The sequence below is a fragment of the Agromyces ramosus genome, from assembly GCF_004216665.1.
Taxonomy (GTDB): domain Bacteria; phylum Actinomycetota; class Actinomycetes; order Actinomycetales; family Microbacteriaceae; genus Agromyces; species Agromyces ramosus.
Map to the genome: position 1 here is coordinate 757,927 of NZ_SGWY01000003.1, position 15,515 is coordinate 773,441.

Sequence of the window (15,515 nt, forward strand, 5' to 3'; positions counted from 1 at the left end):
GGGGTGCACGCCTACCTCGCCGTCGCGCTCGGCGGCCTCGTGGGCACCGGGCTCCGCCTCGCGTGCGACCTCGCATTCCCCCACGCCGATGGCGAGCTGCCCGTCGAGACCCTCGTCGTCAACCTCGTCGGCGCGTTCGCGCTCGGCTGGCTCGTCGGCGGCTTCTGGACCCGTCCGACCACGCCGATGTGGCTGAAGGCCGGCCTCGGCTCGGGCCTGATCGGATCGTTCACGACGCTGTCCGCCGTGATGGCCTCGCTCCTCGCGCTCGCCCGCGTGGGGGAGCCGTGGCTCGGCGCGCTCTACCTCCTCGTCTCGGTGGCCGGCGGCCTCGGCCTCGCGGCGGCCGGCCTGCGCATCGGCTCGCTGCTCGCGCATCGGCCGATGCCGACCGAGATCACGGATGCCGGGGAGACGCTGTGACCGGCACGCTCACTCCCCTCGTCGTGGTCGCCGTGCTCGTGGCGGGCGCGGTCGGCGCGGTGCTCCGCTACGCGCTCTCGCGGGCGCTCCCGGTGCGGCCCGGACACCTGCCCGGCGGCATCCTCATCGTGAACGTCGTGGGGTCGGGCGTCGCCGGCGCCCTGATCGGCCTCGCCGAGCGGGCCGCGCTCGACGGCGACCTGCGCCTCATCCTCGTGACGGGCTTCTGCGGCGGGCTCACCACCTTCAGCACGTGGACCGTGGAGACGATCGAGCTCCTCGACGGCGGCCGATGGCGCGCCGCGATCCTCAACGTCGTCGTGACCCTCGCGCTCGGCGTCGCCGCGGCCGCGGCCGCCTACCTGCTCGCGCGCTGACCCGGCACGTGCGCCGGCCGACGCCCCGCAGCATCCGGTCGACCGACAGGAGACCACTCGACAGGTAACCATTGGGTTGCCTATCATGGGACCGTGGACGCGGTGTTCAAGGCCATCTCCGACCCGACGAGGCGCGTGCTCGTCGAGGAGCTGGCCGAGCGCGACGGGCAGACGCTGTTCGAACTGTGCGTGCGCCTCATCTCCCGACACGGCCTCGACGTCTCCCGGCAGGCGGTCGCGAAGCACCTCGACGTGCTCGAGGCCGCCGGACTCGTGCACGTGCGACGCGAGGGGCGCTATCGCCTCCACACCCTCGACCGCGCACCCCTCCGTGCGGCGTGGGACGAGTGGTTCCGACCGCTCGTGCAACCGGACGATCCGATCAAGGAGTGACCATGCGCATCAATCTCGCCAGCGTCTTCGTCGACGACCAGGTCAAGGCGCTCGCCTTCTACACCGAGGTGCTCGGCTTCGAGAAGAAGACCGACCTGCCGGCAGGCGAGGCCAGGTGGCTCACCGTGGTCTCGCCCGAGGACCCCGACGGCGTCGAGCTCGTGCTCGAGCCCGACGGGCATCCCGCCGTGGGGCCGTTCAAGCGGGCGCTCGTGGCCGACGGCATCCCGTACACCTCGTTCGCGGTGTCCGACGTCGCGGCAGAACACGCCCGCCTCGCCGCCGCGGGCGTCGCGTTCACCCAACCGCCGACCGCGATGGGACCGGTCACGACGGCGGTCTTCGACGACACCTGCGGCAACCTGATCCAGATCGCGAGCCTGCCCACCGACTGACTTGACTTGCGCCCCGGCGGGTGTAGTGTCGTCCGCCGTGACGAATGAAGTCGGCGAACCGCCGGCAGAACTGAAATCGCCGAAGCACTGGATCATCGGCGACCCGCTCCCGACGGAGCACCTCGAGGGGCAGCTGCTCCCCAAGCACCTCGCACTCCCGATCTTCGCGAGCGACCCGCTCTCCTCGGTGGCCTATGCCCCGCAGGAGCTGCTCATGATCCTGATGGTCGGCGGACTCGCCTTCCTGAGCTTCGCGCCATGGGTCGCCCTCGCCGTGATCGTGCTGCTGGTCACGGTCGTCGCCTCCTACCGGCAGCTGATCCGCGCCTACCCGTCGGGCGGCGGCGACTACGAGGTGGCGCACCGCAACCTCGGCGAGAAGGCGGGCCTCGTCGTGGCATCCGCCCTGCTCGTGGACTACGTCATGACCGTCGTCGTGTCGGTCGCGTCGGGCGTCGACAACATCATCTCGGCGATCCCCGAGCTCAACCCGTTCCGCGTCGAGATCGCGGTGCTCTTCGTCATCATCCTCGCCGCGGTGAACCTGCGAGGCGTGAGCGAGTCGTCCAAGGCGTTCGCCGTGCCGACGTACCTGTTCATCGGCAGCGTGTTCGTCATGGTGGTGGTCGGGCTCACGCGCACGGTGATGGGCGACCCGCCCGTGGCCGAATCGGCCACCTACGGCGTCGAGCCGGAGTCGCTCACCCAGGCCGGCATCATCCTGCTGCTGCTGCGCTCCTTCGCCAGCGGATGCTCCGCCCTCACGGGTGTCGAGGCGATCTCGAACGGCGTGCCCGCCTTCCGCCGTCCCAAGGTGCGCAACGCGCAGCGCACGCTCGTGCTGATGGGCGGCATCGCGATCATCCTCTTCGCGGGGCTGACCGCGATGGCCCTCATCTCGCAGGTGCACTACGCCGAGGTCCCGTGCCACCTGATCGGGTGGGCGGAGTGCGACACCGAACCGCAGCCCAGCCTCATGGCGCAGGTCGCGGCGGCGACGTTCGGCGGCAGCTCGATCTTCTTCTACGTGATCCAGGCGACGACGGCGCTGGTGCTGCTGCTCGCGGCCAACACCGCGTTCAACGGCTTCCCGCTGCTCGGCTCGGTGCTCGCCCGCGACAGCTACGCGCCCAAGTCGCTGTCCACCCGGGGCGACCGCCTGATCTACTCGAACGGCGTAGTGATCCTCGCGCTCGCGGCATCCGTGATCCTCGTGGTGTTCCAGGCGAACCTCACCGTGCTCATCCAGCTGTACATCATCGGCGTGTTCGTGTCGTTCACGCTCGGCCAGACCGGCATGGTGCGGCACTGGCTGCGCGAGCTCTCGCTGCGGCGGCATCCGGCCGGCACGGCGAAGCGCCCGCCGACGCGCCCCGACGACGACGCCCGCCCGCTGTCGCAGGGCGCGATCCTGCGCGCCCTCGTGATCAACGCGGTCGGCGCCGGGATGACCGCGGTCGTGCTCCTCGTCGTGACGATCACGAAGTTCACGCACGGCGCGTGGATCGTGTTCGTGATGATGCCGATCCTCTTCTTCCTCATGATGGGCGTGAACCGGTACTACCGCGATGTCGAGAAGGAGATCGAGGTCGATCCGACGACGACCTTCGGTGCGACCGGAGACCACGCGATCGTGCTGGTGGGCCGGATGCAGAAGCCCACGTTGAAGGCCCTCGACTACGCGATCGCCGCCCGCCACGACTCCCTCGAGGCCGTGCACGTCTCCATCGACGAAGCGGCCACGAAGAAGCTGAAGAAGGACTGGGTCAAGCAGAACATCCACGTGAAGCTGCGCATCCTGTCGTCGCCCTATCGCGACCTCAGCCACCCGCTGATCCAGTACATCAAGAACCGGCGCCAGGAGCACGGCTCCGAGGTGGTCACGGTCTACATGCCGCAGTACATCGTCGGCCACTGGTGGGAGAACCTCCTGCACAACCACAAGGCCCGGCGCATCCGCCAGAAACTGCTGCTCGTGCACGGCGTCACGGTCGCCCTCGTGCCATGGCTGCTCGACTCGTCCGACCTCATCTACGGGCGCCGCTCGCGGCCGCTCCCCGGCCAGGACCGCCGCGGCGAGCCCGTGCGCGCGGTGCCGCGGCGCCCCATCACCGAGCCGCAGGGCACCGGTGCCGGACCGAAGCGAGGTCGCTAGACTGCCGGCCATGACGGTCGACCCCGAGGTTCGCGCGCTCATCGAGTCCATCGAGCAACCCGTTCGCCGACGCGACGCCGAGACCCTCGTCGAGCTCATGGGCCGGGTGACCGGCCAGCCCGCCCGCATCGCGTACAAGGGGATCATCGGCTTCGGCACGTACCACTACCGGTACGACAGCGGCCGCGAGGGCGATGCACCCGGGGCCGGCTTCGCACCGCGCAGGCCGTCGACGACGATCTACCTGTCCGACGGCGTCGGCACGCATCCCGAGCTCCTCGAGCGACTCGGGCCGCACACCACGGGCGTCGGATGCCTCTACGTGAAGGACCTGTCGAAGGTCGACCTCGACGTGCTCGAACAGCTCGTGGCCGCGTCGTACGCGAACCTCACGGCGGGGACCTTCGGGCAGCGCGCCCGCGAGGGCGGGTCCGACGCCGTCTGAGGCGCGAGCGACGGATGCCGCGGCATCCGCCCCTAGAGCATCGCCATGATCTGGCGCGCGATCATCCGACCCGCGCGGTTCGCACCGATGGTGGACGCCTGTGGTCCGTAGCCGGCGAGGAACACGCGCGGATCGCTCCAGGCCGCGCCCTGGCCGACGGTGACGCCGCCGGACTTCTCCCGGAGCTTGAGCGGCGAGAGGTGTCGCAGCTCGGGGCGGAACCCGGTGGCCCAGATGATCGCGTCGGCGCGCGCCATGCCGCCCTCGCCGCCGTCCCACAGCACGCGGTCGGCCTCGATGCGGTCGAACATGGGACGCGCCACGAGCAGGCCGCGCTCGATGCCGGCCGCGATGCGACGGCTCTTGGGCACGCCGGTGCCGCTCACGATGGAGGGAAGGGCGCGCCCGGATCGTGCCGCCTCGTCCTGCAGGGCGACGGCCGCGGAGGCGCCCTCGAGATCCATCTCCTGCCGGTCGAGCCAGTCGATCGGGCGACGGGACACCCACGTGAGGCCGGCCGCGACGTCCTCGAGCTCGAGCATGAAGCCGATGGCCGAGGTGCCGCCGCCCACCACCACGACGTGCCGATCGCGGAAGTCCTCGACGTCGGCGTAGTCGGACGTGTGCACGTGACGGCCCGCGAAGTCGGCCATGCCCGGGTAGTACGGAACGAACGGCGAACCCCAGGTGCCGGTGGCGTTCACGAGGAACTGCGTGGTGATCGCGTGACGCGGGGCGGGCGGCACCGCGGGCTCCTCGAAGGTCTTGCGACGTCGCCCGAAGAAGCCCTTCGCCTTGAGCTCCTCCATCGGCTGCGGGGTCAGGTCCTCGGAGTCGACACGCAGGTCGACGCCCTCGTTCACGACCGAGCGCACGTTCATCGGGCGCCGCACCCGCAGGTCGAAGTGCTCCTCGAACCGGCCGTAGTACTCGGCCACGACCTGCTTGGCGGGCAGCGTGCGGTCGGCGGTGTCGAAGCTCAGTCCGAGCTCGGCCATGCCGGGGAGGTCGTTGACGCGGTGCGCGGTGCCGAGCCGCAGCGACGACCAGCGGTGCTGCCAGGCGCCGCCCGGGCCGGGGGCGCGGTCGAGCATCACGAAGTCCTCGTCGGCGACGAGCTCGAAACGGCGAAGGTAGTAGGCCACGGAGAGGCCGGCCTGGCCGGCGCCGATCACCACGACCTTCACGCGTTCAGGGCTCGTCATCACGTGACAATCTCAGCACGTGTTGGCTGGGTGCGCGCACCACGTCATCGTGCCCGGTTCGGGGGTGCGACAGGACGTTGTGGATGGCTCCATTGGGTGCGTTTCCCGGTGCTAAACTGGCAGCCGGACGAATTTCATTTATCAGATGAGCGCCGGGTGAAGACCATCCCACCCGGCCAGATGTCGTAAGGGGGTCACGCATGGGGCGCGGCCGTCAGAAAGCCAAGCACACCAAGGTCGCTCGGGAGCTGAAGTACTTCAGCCCGAATACCGACTACACGGCGCTTGAGCGCGAGCTCACCGGCTCGCAGCATGACGAGTACAACGACGAGGCGTCGAAGTGGTCGGAGTACGCCGACGACGACGACACCTACGTCACGGGCGACGAGCAGCGCGCATAGCCGCGCCGACCACGCCGTCACCCTGCTGAGGGCTTCGCCGCATCGCCCGACTCCTCCGCTCCACGGCCTAGGCTGAGCGGATGACGGAGCTGCCGCGCGCCCTCACCACGCGCATCGCCTACGAGAACGCCTGGATGCGCGTACGCGAGGACCTGGTGCGCTGGCCCGGCGGGCACGAGGCGATCTACGGCGTCGTCGAGAAGCCCGACTTCGCGGTCGTGCTCCCACGGGATCGCGACGGCTGGTGGATGGTCGAGCAGTACCGCTACACGATCGGGCGGCGCGCGTGGGAGTTCCCCCAGGGCTCGTGGCCTGCCGGGCACGGCGGCCACACCCGCGAGCTCGCCGCCGCGGAGCTGCGCGAGGAGACCGGCTTCGAGGCCGCTTCGCTCGAGCACATCGGCCGCCTGCAGGAGGCCTACGGCTTCACGAGCCAGGGCTGCGACCTTTACCTCGCGACCGGGCTGACGCCGGGCGAACCCGAGCGCGAGCCCACCGAGCACGGCATGGTGCACCGATGGGTCGCCGATGAGGAGCTCGACCGGATGATCCGCGCCGGCGAGGTCATCGACGCCGTGACGATTGCGGCGCTCACGCTCGTGCGCCTGCACCGGGGCTGAGGCGTACGAGAGGAGGATCACGACGCCGGGCGGTCACGGCTGACCCCGCGAGCCGTGAGGGATCCCCACGCGAGCGCGAGCAGCACCACCCGTGCGACGCCGAACGCCCACGGGACGGGAAGGGCGAAGCCGAACCAGAAGGCCACCTCGACCGGCAGGAGCGCCAGGCTCAGGATCGCGCCGGTGCGCGAGCCGCGCCACACGAGCCACGCCGCGAACGCGGACGCCATCAACACAAGGACGAACGCGATGAGGAGCGCGGCGAAGGCGCCCACGCCGAGGCGGTCCGACCACGGGCCGCCGTACATCTCGAAGAGGTCGAGGAATCGCGGCAGCAGGCCCCCGGTCTCCACGTGATGGATCGCGATCGGGATCGCGGGGAGCCCGAACATGGCGGCGTACGCCCACGTCAGCACGGCGTCGATGCGCGCGAACCTCATTGCCGACCTCGATCCCATGGTGCGACCGGGCAAGTACCTGAGCTGTGCTCGGATTCTACGCCGCGCCCGAACGCCAGCGAGCGGTCTCCTCGACGAACCGCTCGAGCTCGGCGAGGGAGTTCGTCGGCGTGATCGCGCGCAGCACGACCTCGTCGACGACGTCGAACGCGGCGAGGCCCGCGGCGGCGTGCAGCGTCGCGTCCGCTGGCCGCATGCCGAGCCGCTCGAAGTTCGCGGCGTACGAGGGCACCGACTCGTAGCGCTCGACCTCGCGCTGCAGCGCCGGCCGTGCGTCGATCTCGGCGATCGTGCGCACGTAGAGCACGGCACGCGGCGGTCGGGCCACGTGGGTGCTCCCGTCGCCCGCAGCGCGTGCCCCGGCGGCATGCAGCTCCGCTGCCGCATCGCGCGCGGCCTGGGGCGTAAGCCAGTTGAGCAGCACGCCGTCGGCCCGCTCGGCGGCGAGGCGGCGCATCCGAGGGCCGAGCGCGCCGACCACGACCGCGGCATCCGTCACGGCGCGCAGCGTGGCGATGCCCTCGCGCACGAGCGCCAGCGGGCGGGGCGCCCGGCCCGAGCCGATGCCGAGCGTCGTGCGCGCCGCCGGGAGCCCGTGCAGGTCGAGGCTGTCGACCGGCCGGCGGTCGAGCGGGATGACCCCCGTCGCGAGCCCGAGCCGCTCGGTGGCCGACGCCGCGATCCGCAACCCGTCGAGCGAGTCGCCGCCGGGGATGTCGTTGATCCACAGCGCGGAGAACCCCAGGCGCTCGATGCGCGGCGCGAGCGCTCGCACGACCTCGGCGCCCGTGGTGCAGGTGATGCCGATCGAGACCGCTGCGCGCATGACGTCAGCCGGCGTAGGCGCCGACCAGGCGCACGGCGCCGCCGTCGACCCCCTTCGCGCCCTGCTCGAACCCGTCGAGGTCGCGTGCCCCGAACGTCACCGTGCCCGCCCGCCAGGCGGGGAGCCCGAGCGCGCCGAGCGAGGCGACCACGTCGGCCGCGGCGTCCGCCGCCACGACGGCGAAGAACCCGATGCCGAGGTTCCACGTCCCCTCGGTCGACTCGAGCGTCGTGCCCGCCAGGTCGTTGAGCACGCGGAAGACCGGCGCCGGCGACCACGTCGACCGGTCGAGCTCGACCCACGAGCCGCGCGGCAGCACGCGCGCGAGGTTCGCCGCGATGCCGCCGCCGGTGACGTGCGAGAGCGAGTGCACGGATGCCGCGAGCCGGTCGTCGTCGAGGAGGCGCACGAGCGGCCCGGTGTAGAGCCGCGTCGGCTCGAGCAGCGCCTCGCCCCAGGTGGCGCCGAGGTCGGGCGCGGCATCCGCGTAGCCGATCTTCGCGCCGGAGAGGATGTGCCGGACCAGCGAAAAGCCGTTGGAGTGCAGGCCGCTCGACGCGATCGCGATGACCGCGTCGCCGTCGCGCACCCGGTCGGCCCCGAGCAGGCGGTCGGCCTCGACGACGCCCACCGCGGCGCCTGCGACGTCGTAGTCGTCGGGGCCCATGAGGCCGGGGTGCTCGGCGGTCTCGCCGCCGACGAGGGCCGTGCCGGTGTCGGCGCAGGCCCGGGCGATGCCCGTGACGATCGTCGCGATGCGCTCGGGGACGACCCGCCCGCAGGCGATGTAGTCGGTCATGAACAGCGGCCTGGCGCCGACGACCACGATGTCGTCGACGACCATGCCCACGAGGTCCTGCCCGATGGTGTCGTGCTTGTCGAGCGCCTGGGCGATCGCGATCTTCGTGCCGACGCCGTCGGTCGACGTGGCCAGCAGCGGCCGCGCGTAGTCCTTCGCGAACGACAGGTCGAAGAGACCGGCGAAGCCGCCGACGCCGCCCAGCACGCCCGGGCCGTGGGTCGCGGCGACCGCCTCCTTCATGAGTTCGACGGCGAGGTCGCCGGCCCGGGTGTCGACTCCGGCAGCGGCGTAGGAGGAGTTCGCGTCGGTCACCCGTCAAGCGTACCCGCGGCCCGCGCGCCGAACCGTGCCCCGCCGCCCCGCCCGGGCTAAAATGAGCCGCATGCAGGCGGGGGGAACACCGTCGTGGGTGATTCGCGAGAACGCGAGTCGCTCGGTCCTGCTCGCCCTGTACCTGCGCGAGGTGCTCGCGATCGCGTCCCCGGTCGAGCTGCCGCGGCTGCGTGACGTGGGCGCCGTCGGCCAGCGGCTCGAGATCGACCAGCACGACCTGCTCGAGCGGCAGTGGCGCGCGTGGTGGGCGATGACCGTCGAGCCCGAGGCGCATCCATCGGTGGTGCCGCTCGAGCTCGTCGACGCCTACGACACCGACGTGGCGCTGCCGGTCTCGGGCGCCGAGGTGCTCGCGGCGGCCATCGTGCCGCACGCCGAGGCCGCCCGGGCGTGGGCCGAATGGGCGCACCAGGGCTATCGCACGGCGTCCGCGGCGCGGCGCGGCGACTCGTATCGCGCCTACGCCGGCACCATCGCCGAGCACGAGCGGGAGGTCGGCCGGCGTGCGCACTCCTTCGAGCTCAACGTCGAGGTCGTGCCGTTCGCGGCCCCGGGCGTGTGGTGGATCGGGGCGATGACCGTCGCGGTCACCGACTCGCTGCGATCGGATGCCTCGGCGTTCGACGACGCCATCCACCCGATCATCGCCGAGCTCGCCTGACGCCCGCTCCGCTCCGAGGCGCCATGCGAGACTCGATCGCATGAGCATCTGGTTCGGCGAGCCCTCCCTCGAGTGGGCGAACTCACGCGGCGACGGCACCCTCCTTCGAACGCTCGGCATCGAGATGACGGAGCTCACCGAGGACTCCCTGAAGGGGCGCATGCCGGTCGACGGGCGCACCCGCCAGCCCGGCGGGGTGCTGCACGGCGGGGCATCCGTCGCCTTCGCCGAGACCCTCGCGAGCTGGGGCTCGAGCTTCACGGTGGATCCCGAGCTGAACTACTGCGTCGGCATGGAGATCAACGCGAACCACACCCGCCCGGTGGCCGAGGGGTGGGTCTACGGCGAGGCGCGCCCGCTCACGCGCGGACGCACGACACAGGTCTGGGAGATCAGGATCACGGATGCCGCGGGCAAGCTCGTGTGCATCTCGCGATGCACGATGGCCGTTCTCGCGAAGCCCTCCGAGTACTGAGGCACGTCGAGGAGTAGGGGCACGTCGCGCGTCTCACGCCTATCGTGGACCCGTGAAGCCATTCGTGCTGCTCGCGACGCGCTCCGAGGACCAGCCCGCCGACGCGGAGTACGCCCTCTTCCTCCGCTACGCCGGACTCGACGAGCGCGACCTCGTGCGGGTGCGGCTCGAGGCGGCGCCCATGCCCCGGCTCGACCTCGATGCGATCTCGGGGATCTTCGTGGGCGGCGGCCCGTTCAACGCGTCAGACCCGCCCGAGCGGAAGACACCGGTGCAGCACCGGGTCGAGGCGGAGTTCGACGCGCTCCTCGACGAGGTGGTCGCCAGGGACTTCCCCTTCCTCGGCGCCTGCTACGGCGTCGGGCCGCTCGGCGTGCACCAGGGCGGCTCGATCGATCGCACGCACGCCGAGCCGATCAGCGTCGTGCCGGTCACGTTGACCGACGCCGGGGCCTCGGACCCCATCCTCGCGGGATTGCCCCGGATGTTCGACGCCTTCGTCGGGCACAAGGAGGCCATCAGCTCGCTGCCCCGCTCGGCGACGCTGCTGGCGTCGTCGCCGACCTGCCCGGTGCAGATGTTCCGGGTCGGGTCGAACGTCTACGCGACGCAGTTCCACCCCGAGCTCGATCTCGACGGGATCATCCTGCGCATCCATGCGTACGGGGGCTACGGCTACTTCGCCGACGACGAGGTCGAGGCGACCATCGCCGCGGCGCGGCGCGCCCCGGTGTCGCACCCGAGCCGGATGCTCCGGAACTTCGTCGAGCGTCACGCCCGATAGCGGGGACCGGCGCGCACGACGACGCCCCCGCGCCGGAAGGGTGGCACGGGGGCGTCGGGTGGGCGGGGTCGATCAGGACGCCGCTGCGGTGGCGTAGGCGCTCTGCGCGACCGAGCCGTAGTAGGGCCCGAACATCACGTTCGGGATGTTGTTGTACCCGAAGCTGTTCAGCGAGTTCTGCGCACCCGACGAGAGGAACCAGGGACCGCCCGACGAGCCGCCGGTCATGTCGCACGGGATGCCCTGCGACTGCGTCTGGCCGTAGGGATCGTCGCTCGCGGTGCCGGCGCACGACTTCAGCGTCTGCCCGTCGAACGGCGCGGCCGCCGGGTAGCCGAACGCCTCGTACGCGAGACCGCGCGCCTGGTTGAACGCGACCGCCGAGGCGCCGACCGCCTGCGCGAGCGTGCGCCCGTTCAGGGGAGCGACCTTCACGAAGGCGGTGTCGTACGTGATGTCGCCGCCCCTGGTCCACTGCGTCGGCGCCGAGAACGACGTGGCGGCCCACTGTCCGTAGGGCGCCGCGCCGTTCTCGTAGGCGGGCACGAAGATCCAGCGGCTGGCGTACTTGCCCTTGCCGCTGTGCACGCAGTGGCCGGCCGTCGAGACGACGCTGCCGTTGGTCGCGCTCACCGAGTTGGCCGAGCACACGTAGTTGCGGCCGCTCAGGGTGAAGAACACCTTCCCGATGTGGGAGACCGGCGCCTCGGAGGTCGCGTTGAGGTCCACCTCGGGCGCCGGCACCGGCTTGCCGTACGTGATCGGGTCGCCCTTTGCGACCTCGCTCGCCGGCGTCGACGCGACGCGGTCGGCGACGAGCACGTCGGCGGGCACGGCCGAGCGCATGCGGTCGGCGGTCCAGTACTGCGCTGCGGTCGACGACTCGGCGGCGGGCACCGAGGCGTGGTCGATGCCGGGCGCCCCGGGCGGCGGGGCGGCGACGGCCGCCGCCGGGGCGGCGAGCAGCCCGCACGCGACGAGCGCAGCGCCGGCGAGCCCGGCGCGGAGTGAGGTGAGTTTCATGGACGAGTCGTCCTCTCTGATGCCGGCGGCCCGATCCCCCATGTTCCGGTTGCACCGGGGCCGCGGTGAACGGAATGCCCGAGAGCGTGTCACAGGTCCCCCGTTCGGGGGGAGGGGGCGGACCGGAGTTCGTGGAGATCGACGAACATCGGCGCGGAACCGAAGAATCCGCCCGCCGATTCCGTCGGCAGGATAGGCTCTGCGGTTTCGACCGGGAGCCCTCGGGAGCCCTCGGGAACCCCTCGGGAGCCCTGCGAGCGTCCCCCGCTCAGCTGAGCATCGGGCGTCCCTCAGGCGGCTCACACGCGCACGTGTGGGAGGATGGATCGTCCAGCTCGGACGCTCTCACCACACTCCCCGAGGAGCCATCGCTCGCATGTGCGGCATCGTCGGCATCGTCTCCACCGAGCCCGTCAACCAGCAGATCTACGACAGCCTCCTCCTGTTGCAGCACCGCGGCCAGGACTCCACCGGCATCGCGACCGCCGACGGCCCCGTGTTCCACATGGCGAAGGCGCGCGGGCAGGTGCGCGAGGCGTTCCGCACTCGCGACATGCGCTCGCTGCTGGGCAACATCGGCCTCGGCCACGTGCGCTACACCACGAAGGGCGCCGCCGAGCGCGAGGAGGAGGCGCAGCCGTTCTACGTGAACGCGCCGTACGGCATCATCCTCGTGCACAACGGCAACCTCACGAACACCCGCGAGCTCTCGGGCGACCTGTTCTCGATCGACCGCAGGCACGTGAACTCCACGAGCGACACCGAGATGCTGCTCAACGTGCTCGCCACCGAGCTGCAGGGGCAGATCACCGGCCTCGAGCTCGACCCCGACCAGGTGTTCCGCGCCGTCGAGCTCGTGCACGAACGCGTCGAGGGCTCCTACGCCGTCATCTCGCTCATCGCGGGCTACGGGCTCCTCGCCTTCCGCGATCCGTACGGCATCCGCCCGCTGATCCTCGGCAAGCGCGTGACCGAGTCCGGCAGCGACGAGTGGATCGTGGCATCCGAGTCGCTCGTGCTCGAGAACGGCGACTACGAGATCGTGCGCGACGTCGATCCCGGCGAGGCGATCTTCATCACGCTCGACGGCGAGATGATCTCGCGCCAGTGCGCACCGAACCCCCGGCTGGTGCCCTGCTCGTTCGAGTACGTCTACCTCGCGCGTCCCGACTCTGTGATGAACGGCATCTCGGTGTACGAGGCGCGCCTGCGCATGGGCGACCGGCTCGCGACGACCATCGAGACCCACATGGACAAGGGCGACATCGACGTCGTCATGCCCATCCCCGATTCATCGCGGCCGGCCGCGATGCAGGTGGCGCAGAAGCTCGGCATCGAGTACCGCGAGGGCTTCTACAAGAACCGCTACGTGGGCCGCACGTTCATCATGCCGGGGCAGGCGCAGCGTCGCCGCTCGGTGCGCCAGAAGCTCAACGCGATGGGCACCGAGTTCAAGGGCAAGAACATCCTCATCGTCGACGACTCGATCGTGCGCGGCACGACCTCGAAGGAGATCGTCGAGATGGCGCGCGCCGCCGGCGCCAACAAGGTCACGTTCACGTCGGCCGCTCCCCCGGTGCGGTTCCCACACGTCTACGGCATCAACATGCCGAGCCGACAGGAGCTCGTCGCGCACGGTCGCAAGATCCCCGAGATCGCCCGCGAGCTCGGCGCCGACCACATGATCTACCAGGAGGTCGTCGACCTGCAGGCGGCGATCACCCAGGGCACCTCGATCGAGCAGCTCGACATGTCGTGCTTCACCGGCGACTACGTCACCGGCACGGTCACCGAGGAGTACCTCGAGTGGGTGGAGAAGACCCAGCTCAGCTGAGTCGTCGCGTCGGCGGCCTGCGCCAGACTGGCGCCATGGGGTTCACTCGCCGCGGCAGCGTCCGCACGTCCGTGCTCGACATCGCCTACGAGGAGGCGGGGCCGGCCGACGCACCGGTCGCGGTGCTGTCGCACGGATTCCCCTACGACGTGCGGGCGTACGACGAGGTCGCCGACCTGCTCGCCGCATCCGGCGTGCGCGTGATCGCGCCGTACCTGCGCGGCTACGGCCCGACCCGGTTCACGGATGCCGCGACACTTCGCTGGGGTGAGCAGGCCGCCCTCGCGCAGGACCTGCTCGACCTCCTCGACGCCCTCGGCATCGACCGCGCCATCCTCGGCGGCTACGACTGGGGCGGACGCGCCTCGTGCATCGTCGCCGCGCTGCATCCCTCGCGCGTTCACGGACTCGTCACCGTGGGCGGCTACAACATCTTCGACCCGGCCTTCGCCCAGGAGCCGACGCGCCCCGAGTGGGAGCGCACGTATCTGGTACAAGTACTACTTCCACTCCGAGGCCGGCCGCCGTGGACTCGAGCGCTACCGGCACGAGCTGTGCGAACTGCTCTGGACGACGTGGTCGCCCGAGTGGGCGGATGCCGCGGCGGCCTACGCGGCGAGCGCCTCGAGCCTCGACAACCCCGACTTCGTCGACGTGGTGATCCACTCCTACCGGCACCGCTCGGCGCTGGTCGCGGGCGACCCGCGCTACGCCGCGATCGAGGAGGCACTCGCCGACCGGCCGTCGATCTCCGTTCCCACCGTGGTGCTCGAGAGCGGCGCCGACGGCCTCGGGGGCCCGAGCGGGGCGGAGGACCGCGACCGGTTCACCGGCCCGTACGCGTTCCTCGAGCTCGCCGGGATCGGCCACGACCTGCCGCAGGAGGCGCCGCGCGAGTTCGCCGAGGCCGTGCTGAGCCTGCGGTGAGCTTGGGCCGGACCCGCTACTCGTCGACGCGGTGCGTCGACTCGTGCACGACCAGCACCGACTTCGCGCGCTTGGCCGAGCCGCGGTCGATGAGGAGCGCGACCACGGCGCCCAGGGCGGCGCCGATGGTGGCGCACAGCAGCAGCAGGAAGCCGAAGACCTGGCCCCGGTCGAACCCGAGCTCGAGCTCGGGCTGCGCCGGCTGGCCCGAGAACGCGAACGTGACGATGAGCGCGACGACCGCGCCGAGGAGGGCGCCGAGCGTGATGAACCGCCCGTAGCGGGGTGCGCGGCGCACCGTGACGACGTCGTCCGAGACATCGGTCTCGACGGGCTCGTCGATCTCGATGCGCTCGACGCGCCGGGCGGACTCGTCGCCCTCGACGGGTTCGACGCGCTCGACGGGTCCGACGCCCTCGACACGGTCGACGCCCGCGACGTCGTCGCCCACCGCCGCCGAACGCTCGGGATCGTGCGGCTGGGGGGTGCTCTGGGGGTCGCTCACCCCTCCATTGTCCCGCACTCGCATCGGGGCGGTGCGCGTGCTCAGGGAACGCGCAGTACCGGGAGGTGCCCGCGGAGGTCGGCGCGCTGGCCCGAGGCGTGCACCCGGCCGGATCCCCGGGCGTCGTCCCACGTGAGGCCGCCCGTGGCGAGGGCGAGCCACGTCGCGGCATCCGTCTCGATCACGTTGGGCGGCGTGCCTCGGGTGTGCCTCGGGCCCTCGACGCACTGCACCGCGGCGTACGGCGGCACCCGCACCTCGACCGTGCCGCCGGGCGCCTGCTCGGCGAGGAGCTGCAGCGTGTAGCGCACCGCCAGGGCGAGGGTCGTGCGGTCGACAAATGCCGCGAGCGAACGCCCGTCGGGCACGCCCTCGATGCCCGCCGCGATGCGCCCGACGGTCGCGACTGCGGCCGAGCCCAACTCGTCGTCGATCCGTGCGCGTGCCATGGCTCCATCCTCCCGCACGGCACC

Annotated in this window: 19 protein-coding genes and 1 pseudogene; 13 read left to right on the forward strand and 7 right to left on the reverse strand. The window is 71.4% G+C overall.

From position 1 onward, the window contains the following. Positions 1-3: 3 nt before the first annotated feature. The 6 genes from EV187_RS15475 (at position 4) to EV187_RS15500 (ending at position 4,188) form a co-directional block, all read left to right on the forward strand. The gene (locus tag EV187_RS15475; protein WP_130353926.1) at positions 4-423 is read left to right on the forward strand and encodes a fluoride efflux transporter FluC; all 420 of its coding nucleotides are present in this window, start codon (positions 4-6) and stop codon (positions 421-423) included. Continuing rightward, positions 420-800: a fluoride efflux transporter CrcB gene (crcB, locus tag EV187_RS15480; RefSeq protein ID WP_130353927.1), complete on the forward strand. Its 381-nt coding sequence runs from the start codon at positions 420-422 to the stop codon at positions 798-800. Before EV187_RS15475 ends, crcB begins: the two co-directional genes overlap by 4 nt. 93 nt (positions 801-893) lie before the next feature. Beyond that, positions 894-1,193: an ArsR/SmtB family transcription factor gene (locus tag EV187_RS15485; protein ID WP_130353928.1), complete on the forward strand. Its 300-nt coding sequence runs from the start codon at positions 894-896 to the stop codon at positions 1,191-1,193. Positions 1,194-1,195: 2 nt separating this feature from the next. After that, a complete protein-coding gene (locus EV187_RS15490; protein WP_130353929.1) occupies positions 1,196-1,588 on the forward strand; it encodes a VOC family protein in 393 nt (130 codons plus the stop codon). A gap of 37 nt (positions 1,589-1,625) precedes the next feature. After that, positions 1,626-3,743: an APC family permease gene (locus EV187_RS15495; RefSeq protein WP_242609627.1), complete on the forward strand. Its 2,118-nt coding sequence runs from the start codon at positions 1,626-1,628 to the stop codon at positions 3,741-3,743. A 10-nt stretch (positions 3,744-3,753) separates the two neighbouring features. Continuing rightward, on the forward strand, positions 3,754-4,188 hold the full coding sequence (locus EV187_RS15500; protein ID WP_130353930.1) for a DUF1801 domain-containing protein: 435 nt from the start codon (positions 3,754-3,756) through the stop codon (positions 4,186-4,188). A 32-nt stretch (positions 4,189-4,220) separates the two neighbouring features. Here the strand turns inward: EV187_RS15500 and EV187_RS15505 are convergent, their stop codons facing one another. After that, complete coding sequence (locus EV187_RS15505) at positions 4,221-5,393, reverse strand: NAD(P)-binding domain-containing protein (RefSeq protein WP_130353931.1); 1,173 nt, start codon at positions 5,391-5,393, stop codon at positions 4,221-4,223. Between the two features lie 200 nt (positions 5,394-5,593). On the opposite strand from EV187_RS15505, the gene EV187_RS15510 reads away from it, so the two are divergent. Together EV187_RS15510 and EV187_RS15515 are read left to right on the forward strand one after the other, a co-directional pair. After that, a complete protein-coding gene (locus EV187_RS15510) occupies positions 5,594-5,794 on the forward strand; it encodes a DUF3073 domain-containing protein (RefSeq protein ID WP_056732630.1) in 201 nt (66 codons plus the stop codon). An 80-nt stretch (positions 5,795-5,874) separates the two neighbouring features. Continuing rightward, a complete protein-coding gene (locus EV187_RS15515; protein WP_130353932.1) occupies positions 5,875-6,414 on the forward strand; it encodes an NUDIX domain-containing protein in 540 nt (179 codons plus the stop codon). A 17-nt stretch (positions 6,415-6,431) separates the two neighbouring features. On the opposite strand, the gene EV187_RS15520 is transcribed toward EV187_RS15515, so the two are convergent. The 3 genes from EV187_RS15520 to purM are packed head-to-tail and all read right to left on the reverse strand — an operon-like array spanning position 6,432 to position 8,812. Then, positions 6,432-6,854: a hypothetical protein gene (locus EV187_RS15520; RefSeq protein ID WP_130353933.1), complete on the reverse strand. Its 423-nt coding sequence runs from the start codon at positions 6,852-6,854 to the stop codon at positions 6,432-6,434. Between the two features lie 55 nt (positions 6,855-6,909). Continuing rightward, the gene (locus tag EV187_RS15525; RefSeq protein ID WP_130353934.1) at positions 6,910-7,698 is read right to left on the reverse strand and encodes an LLM class oxidoreductase; all 789 of its coding nucleotides are present in this window, start codon (positions 7,696-7,698) and stop codon (positions 6,910-6,912) included. Between the two features lie 4 nt (positions 7,699-7,702). Next, positions 7,703-8,812: a phosphoribosylformylglycinamidine cyclo-ligase gene (gene purM, locus EV187_RS15530; RefSeq protein WP_130353935.1), complete on the reverse strand. Its 1,110-nt coding sequence runs from the start codon at positions 8,810-8,812 to the stop codon at positions 7,703-7,705. 70 nt (positions 8,813-8,882) lie between these two features. Here purM and EV187_RS15535 point away from each other — a divergent pair, with 70 nt between their 5' ends. The 3 genes from EV187_RS15535 to EV187_RS15545 are packed head-to-tail and all read left to right on the forward strand — an operon-like array spanning position 8,883 to position 10,753. Continuing rightward, positions 8,883-9,494, forward strand: coding sequence for a zinc-binding alcohol dehydrogenase (locus EV187_RS15535; RefSeq protein WP_130353936.1), 612 nt, complete (start codon positions 8,883-8,885; stop codon positions 9,492-9,494). A 40-nt stretch (positions 9,495-9,534) separates the two neighbouring features. Beyond that, positions 9,535-9,969, forward strand: a complete 435-nt coding sequence (locus EV187_RS15540; RefSeq protein ID WP_130353937.1) for a hotdog fold thioesterase — start codon at positions 9,535-9,537, stop codon at positions 9,967-9,969. A 52-nt stretch (positions 9,970-10,021) separates the two neighbouring features. Further along, complete coding sequence (locus tag EV187_RS15545; protein ID WP_130353938.1) at positions 10,022-10,753, forward strand: glutamine amidotransferase; 732 nt, start codon at positions 10,022-10,024, stop codon at positions 10,751-10,753. A gap of 72 nt (positions 10,754-10,825) precedes the next feature. On the opposite strand, the gene EV187_RS15550 is transcribed toward EV187_RS15545, so the two are convergent. Then, positions 10,826-11,776, reverse strand: coding sequence for a trypsin-like serine peptidase (locus tag EV187_RS15550; protein WP_130353939.1), 951 nt, complete (start codon positions 11,774-11,776; stop codon positions 10,826-10,828). 376 nt (positions 11,777-12,152) lie between these two features. Between EV187_RS15550 and purF the strand changes: the two genes are divergently transcribed. Continuing rightward, complete coding sequence (gene purF / locus EV187_RS15555; protein ID WP_130353940.1) at positions 12,153-13,610, forward strand: amidophosphoribosyltransferase; 1,458 nt, start codon at positions 12,153-12,155, stop codon at positions 13,608-13,610. Positions 13,611-13,645: 35 nt separating this feature from the next. Continuing rightward, a pseudogene (locus tag EV187_RS18960) lies at positions 13,646-13,999 on the forward strand (alpha/beta fold hydrolase); the annotation flags it as partial. Positions 14,000-14,553: 554 nt separating this feature from the next. On the opposite strand, the gene EV187_RS15565 reads toward EV187_RS18960, so the two are convergent. Together EV187_RS15565 and EV187_RS15570 are read right to left on the reverse strand one after the other, a co-directional pair. Beyond that, on the reverse strand, positions 14,554-15,042 hold the full coding sequence (locus tag EV187_RS15565; RefSeq protein WP_242609629.1) for a hypothetical protein: 489 nt from the start codon (positions 15,040-15,042) through the stop codon (positions 14,554-14,556). A gap of 41 nt (positions 15,043-15,083) precedes the next feature. Continuing rightward, complete coding sequence (locus EV187_RS15570) at positions 15,084-15,491, reverse strand: sterol carrier family protein (protein ID WP_130353941.1); 408 nt, start codon at positions 15,489-15,491, stop codon at positions 15,084-15,086. Positions 15,492-15,515 lie beyond the last annotated feature (24 nt).

What these genes read in the sequence shown, in the direction of transcription:
- EV187_RS15490 (WP_130353929.1), top strand. Translation starts at nt 1,196, where the DNA reads ATGCGCATCAATCTCGCCAGCGTCTTCGTCGACGACCAGGTCAAGGCG.
- EV187_RS15500 (WP_130353930.1), top strand. Translation starts at nt 3,754, where the DNA reads ATGACGGTCGACCCCGAGGTTCGCGCGCTCATCGAGTCCATCGAGCAA.
- EV187_RS15505 (WP_130353931.1), bottom strand. Translation starts at nt 5,393, where the DNA reads ATGACGAGCCCTGAACGCGTGAAGGTCGTGGTGATCGGCGCCGGCCAG.
- EV187_RS15510 (WP_056732630.1), top strand. Translation starts at nt 5,594, where the DNA reads ATGGGGCGCGGCCGTCAGAAAGCCAAGCACACCAAGGTCGCTCGGGAG.
- EV187_RS15515 (WP_130353932.1), top strand. Translation starts at nt 5,875, where the DNA reads ATGACGGAGCTGCCGCGCGCCCTCACCACGCGCATCGCCTACGAGAAC.
- EV187_RS15520 (WP_130353933.1), bottom strand. Translation starts at nt 6,854, where the DNA reads ATGAGGTTCGCGCGCATCGACGCCGTGCTGACGTGGGCGTACGCCGCC.
- EV187_RS15525 (WP_130353934.1), bottom strand. Translation starts at nt 7,698, where the DNA reads ATGCGCGCAGCGGTCTCGATCGGCATCACCTGCACCACGGGCGCCGAG.
- EV187_RS15535 (WP_130353936.1), top strand. Translation starts at nt 8,883, where the DNA reads ATGCAGGCGGGGGGAACACCGTCGTGGGTGATTCGCGAGAACGCGAGT.
- EV187_RS15540 (WP_130353937.1), top strand. Translation starts at nt 9,535, where the DNA reads ATGAGCATCTGGTTCGGCGAGCCCTCCCTCGAGTGGGCGAACTCACGC.
- EV187_RS15550 (WP_130353939.1), bottom strand. Translation starts at nt 11,776, where the DNA reads ATGAAACTCACCTCACTCCGCGCCGGGCTCGCCGGCGCTGCGCTCGTC.
- purF (WP_130353940.1), top strand. Translation starts at nt 12,153, where the DNA reads ATGTGCGGCATCGTCGGCATCGTCTCCACCGAGCCCGTCAACCAGCAG.
- EV187_RS15570 (WP_130353941.1), bottom strand. Translation starts at nt 15,491, where the DNA reads ATGGCACGCGCACGGATCGACGACGAGTTGGGCTCGGCCGCAGTCGCG.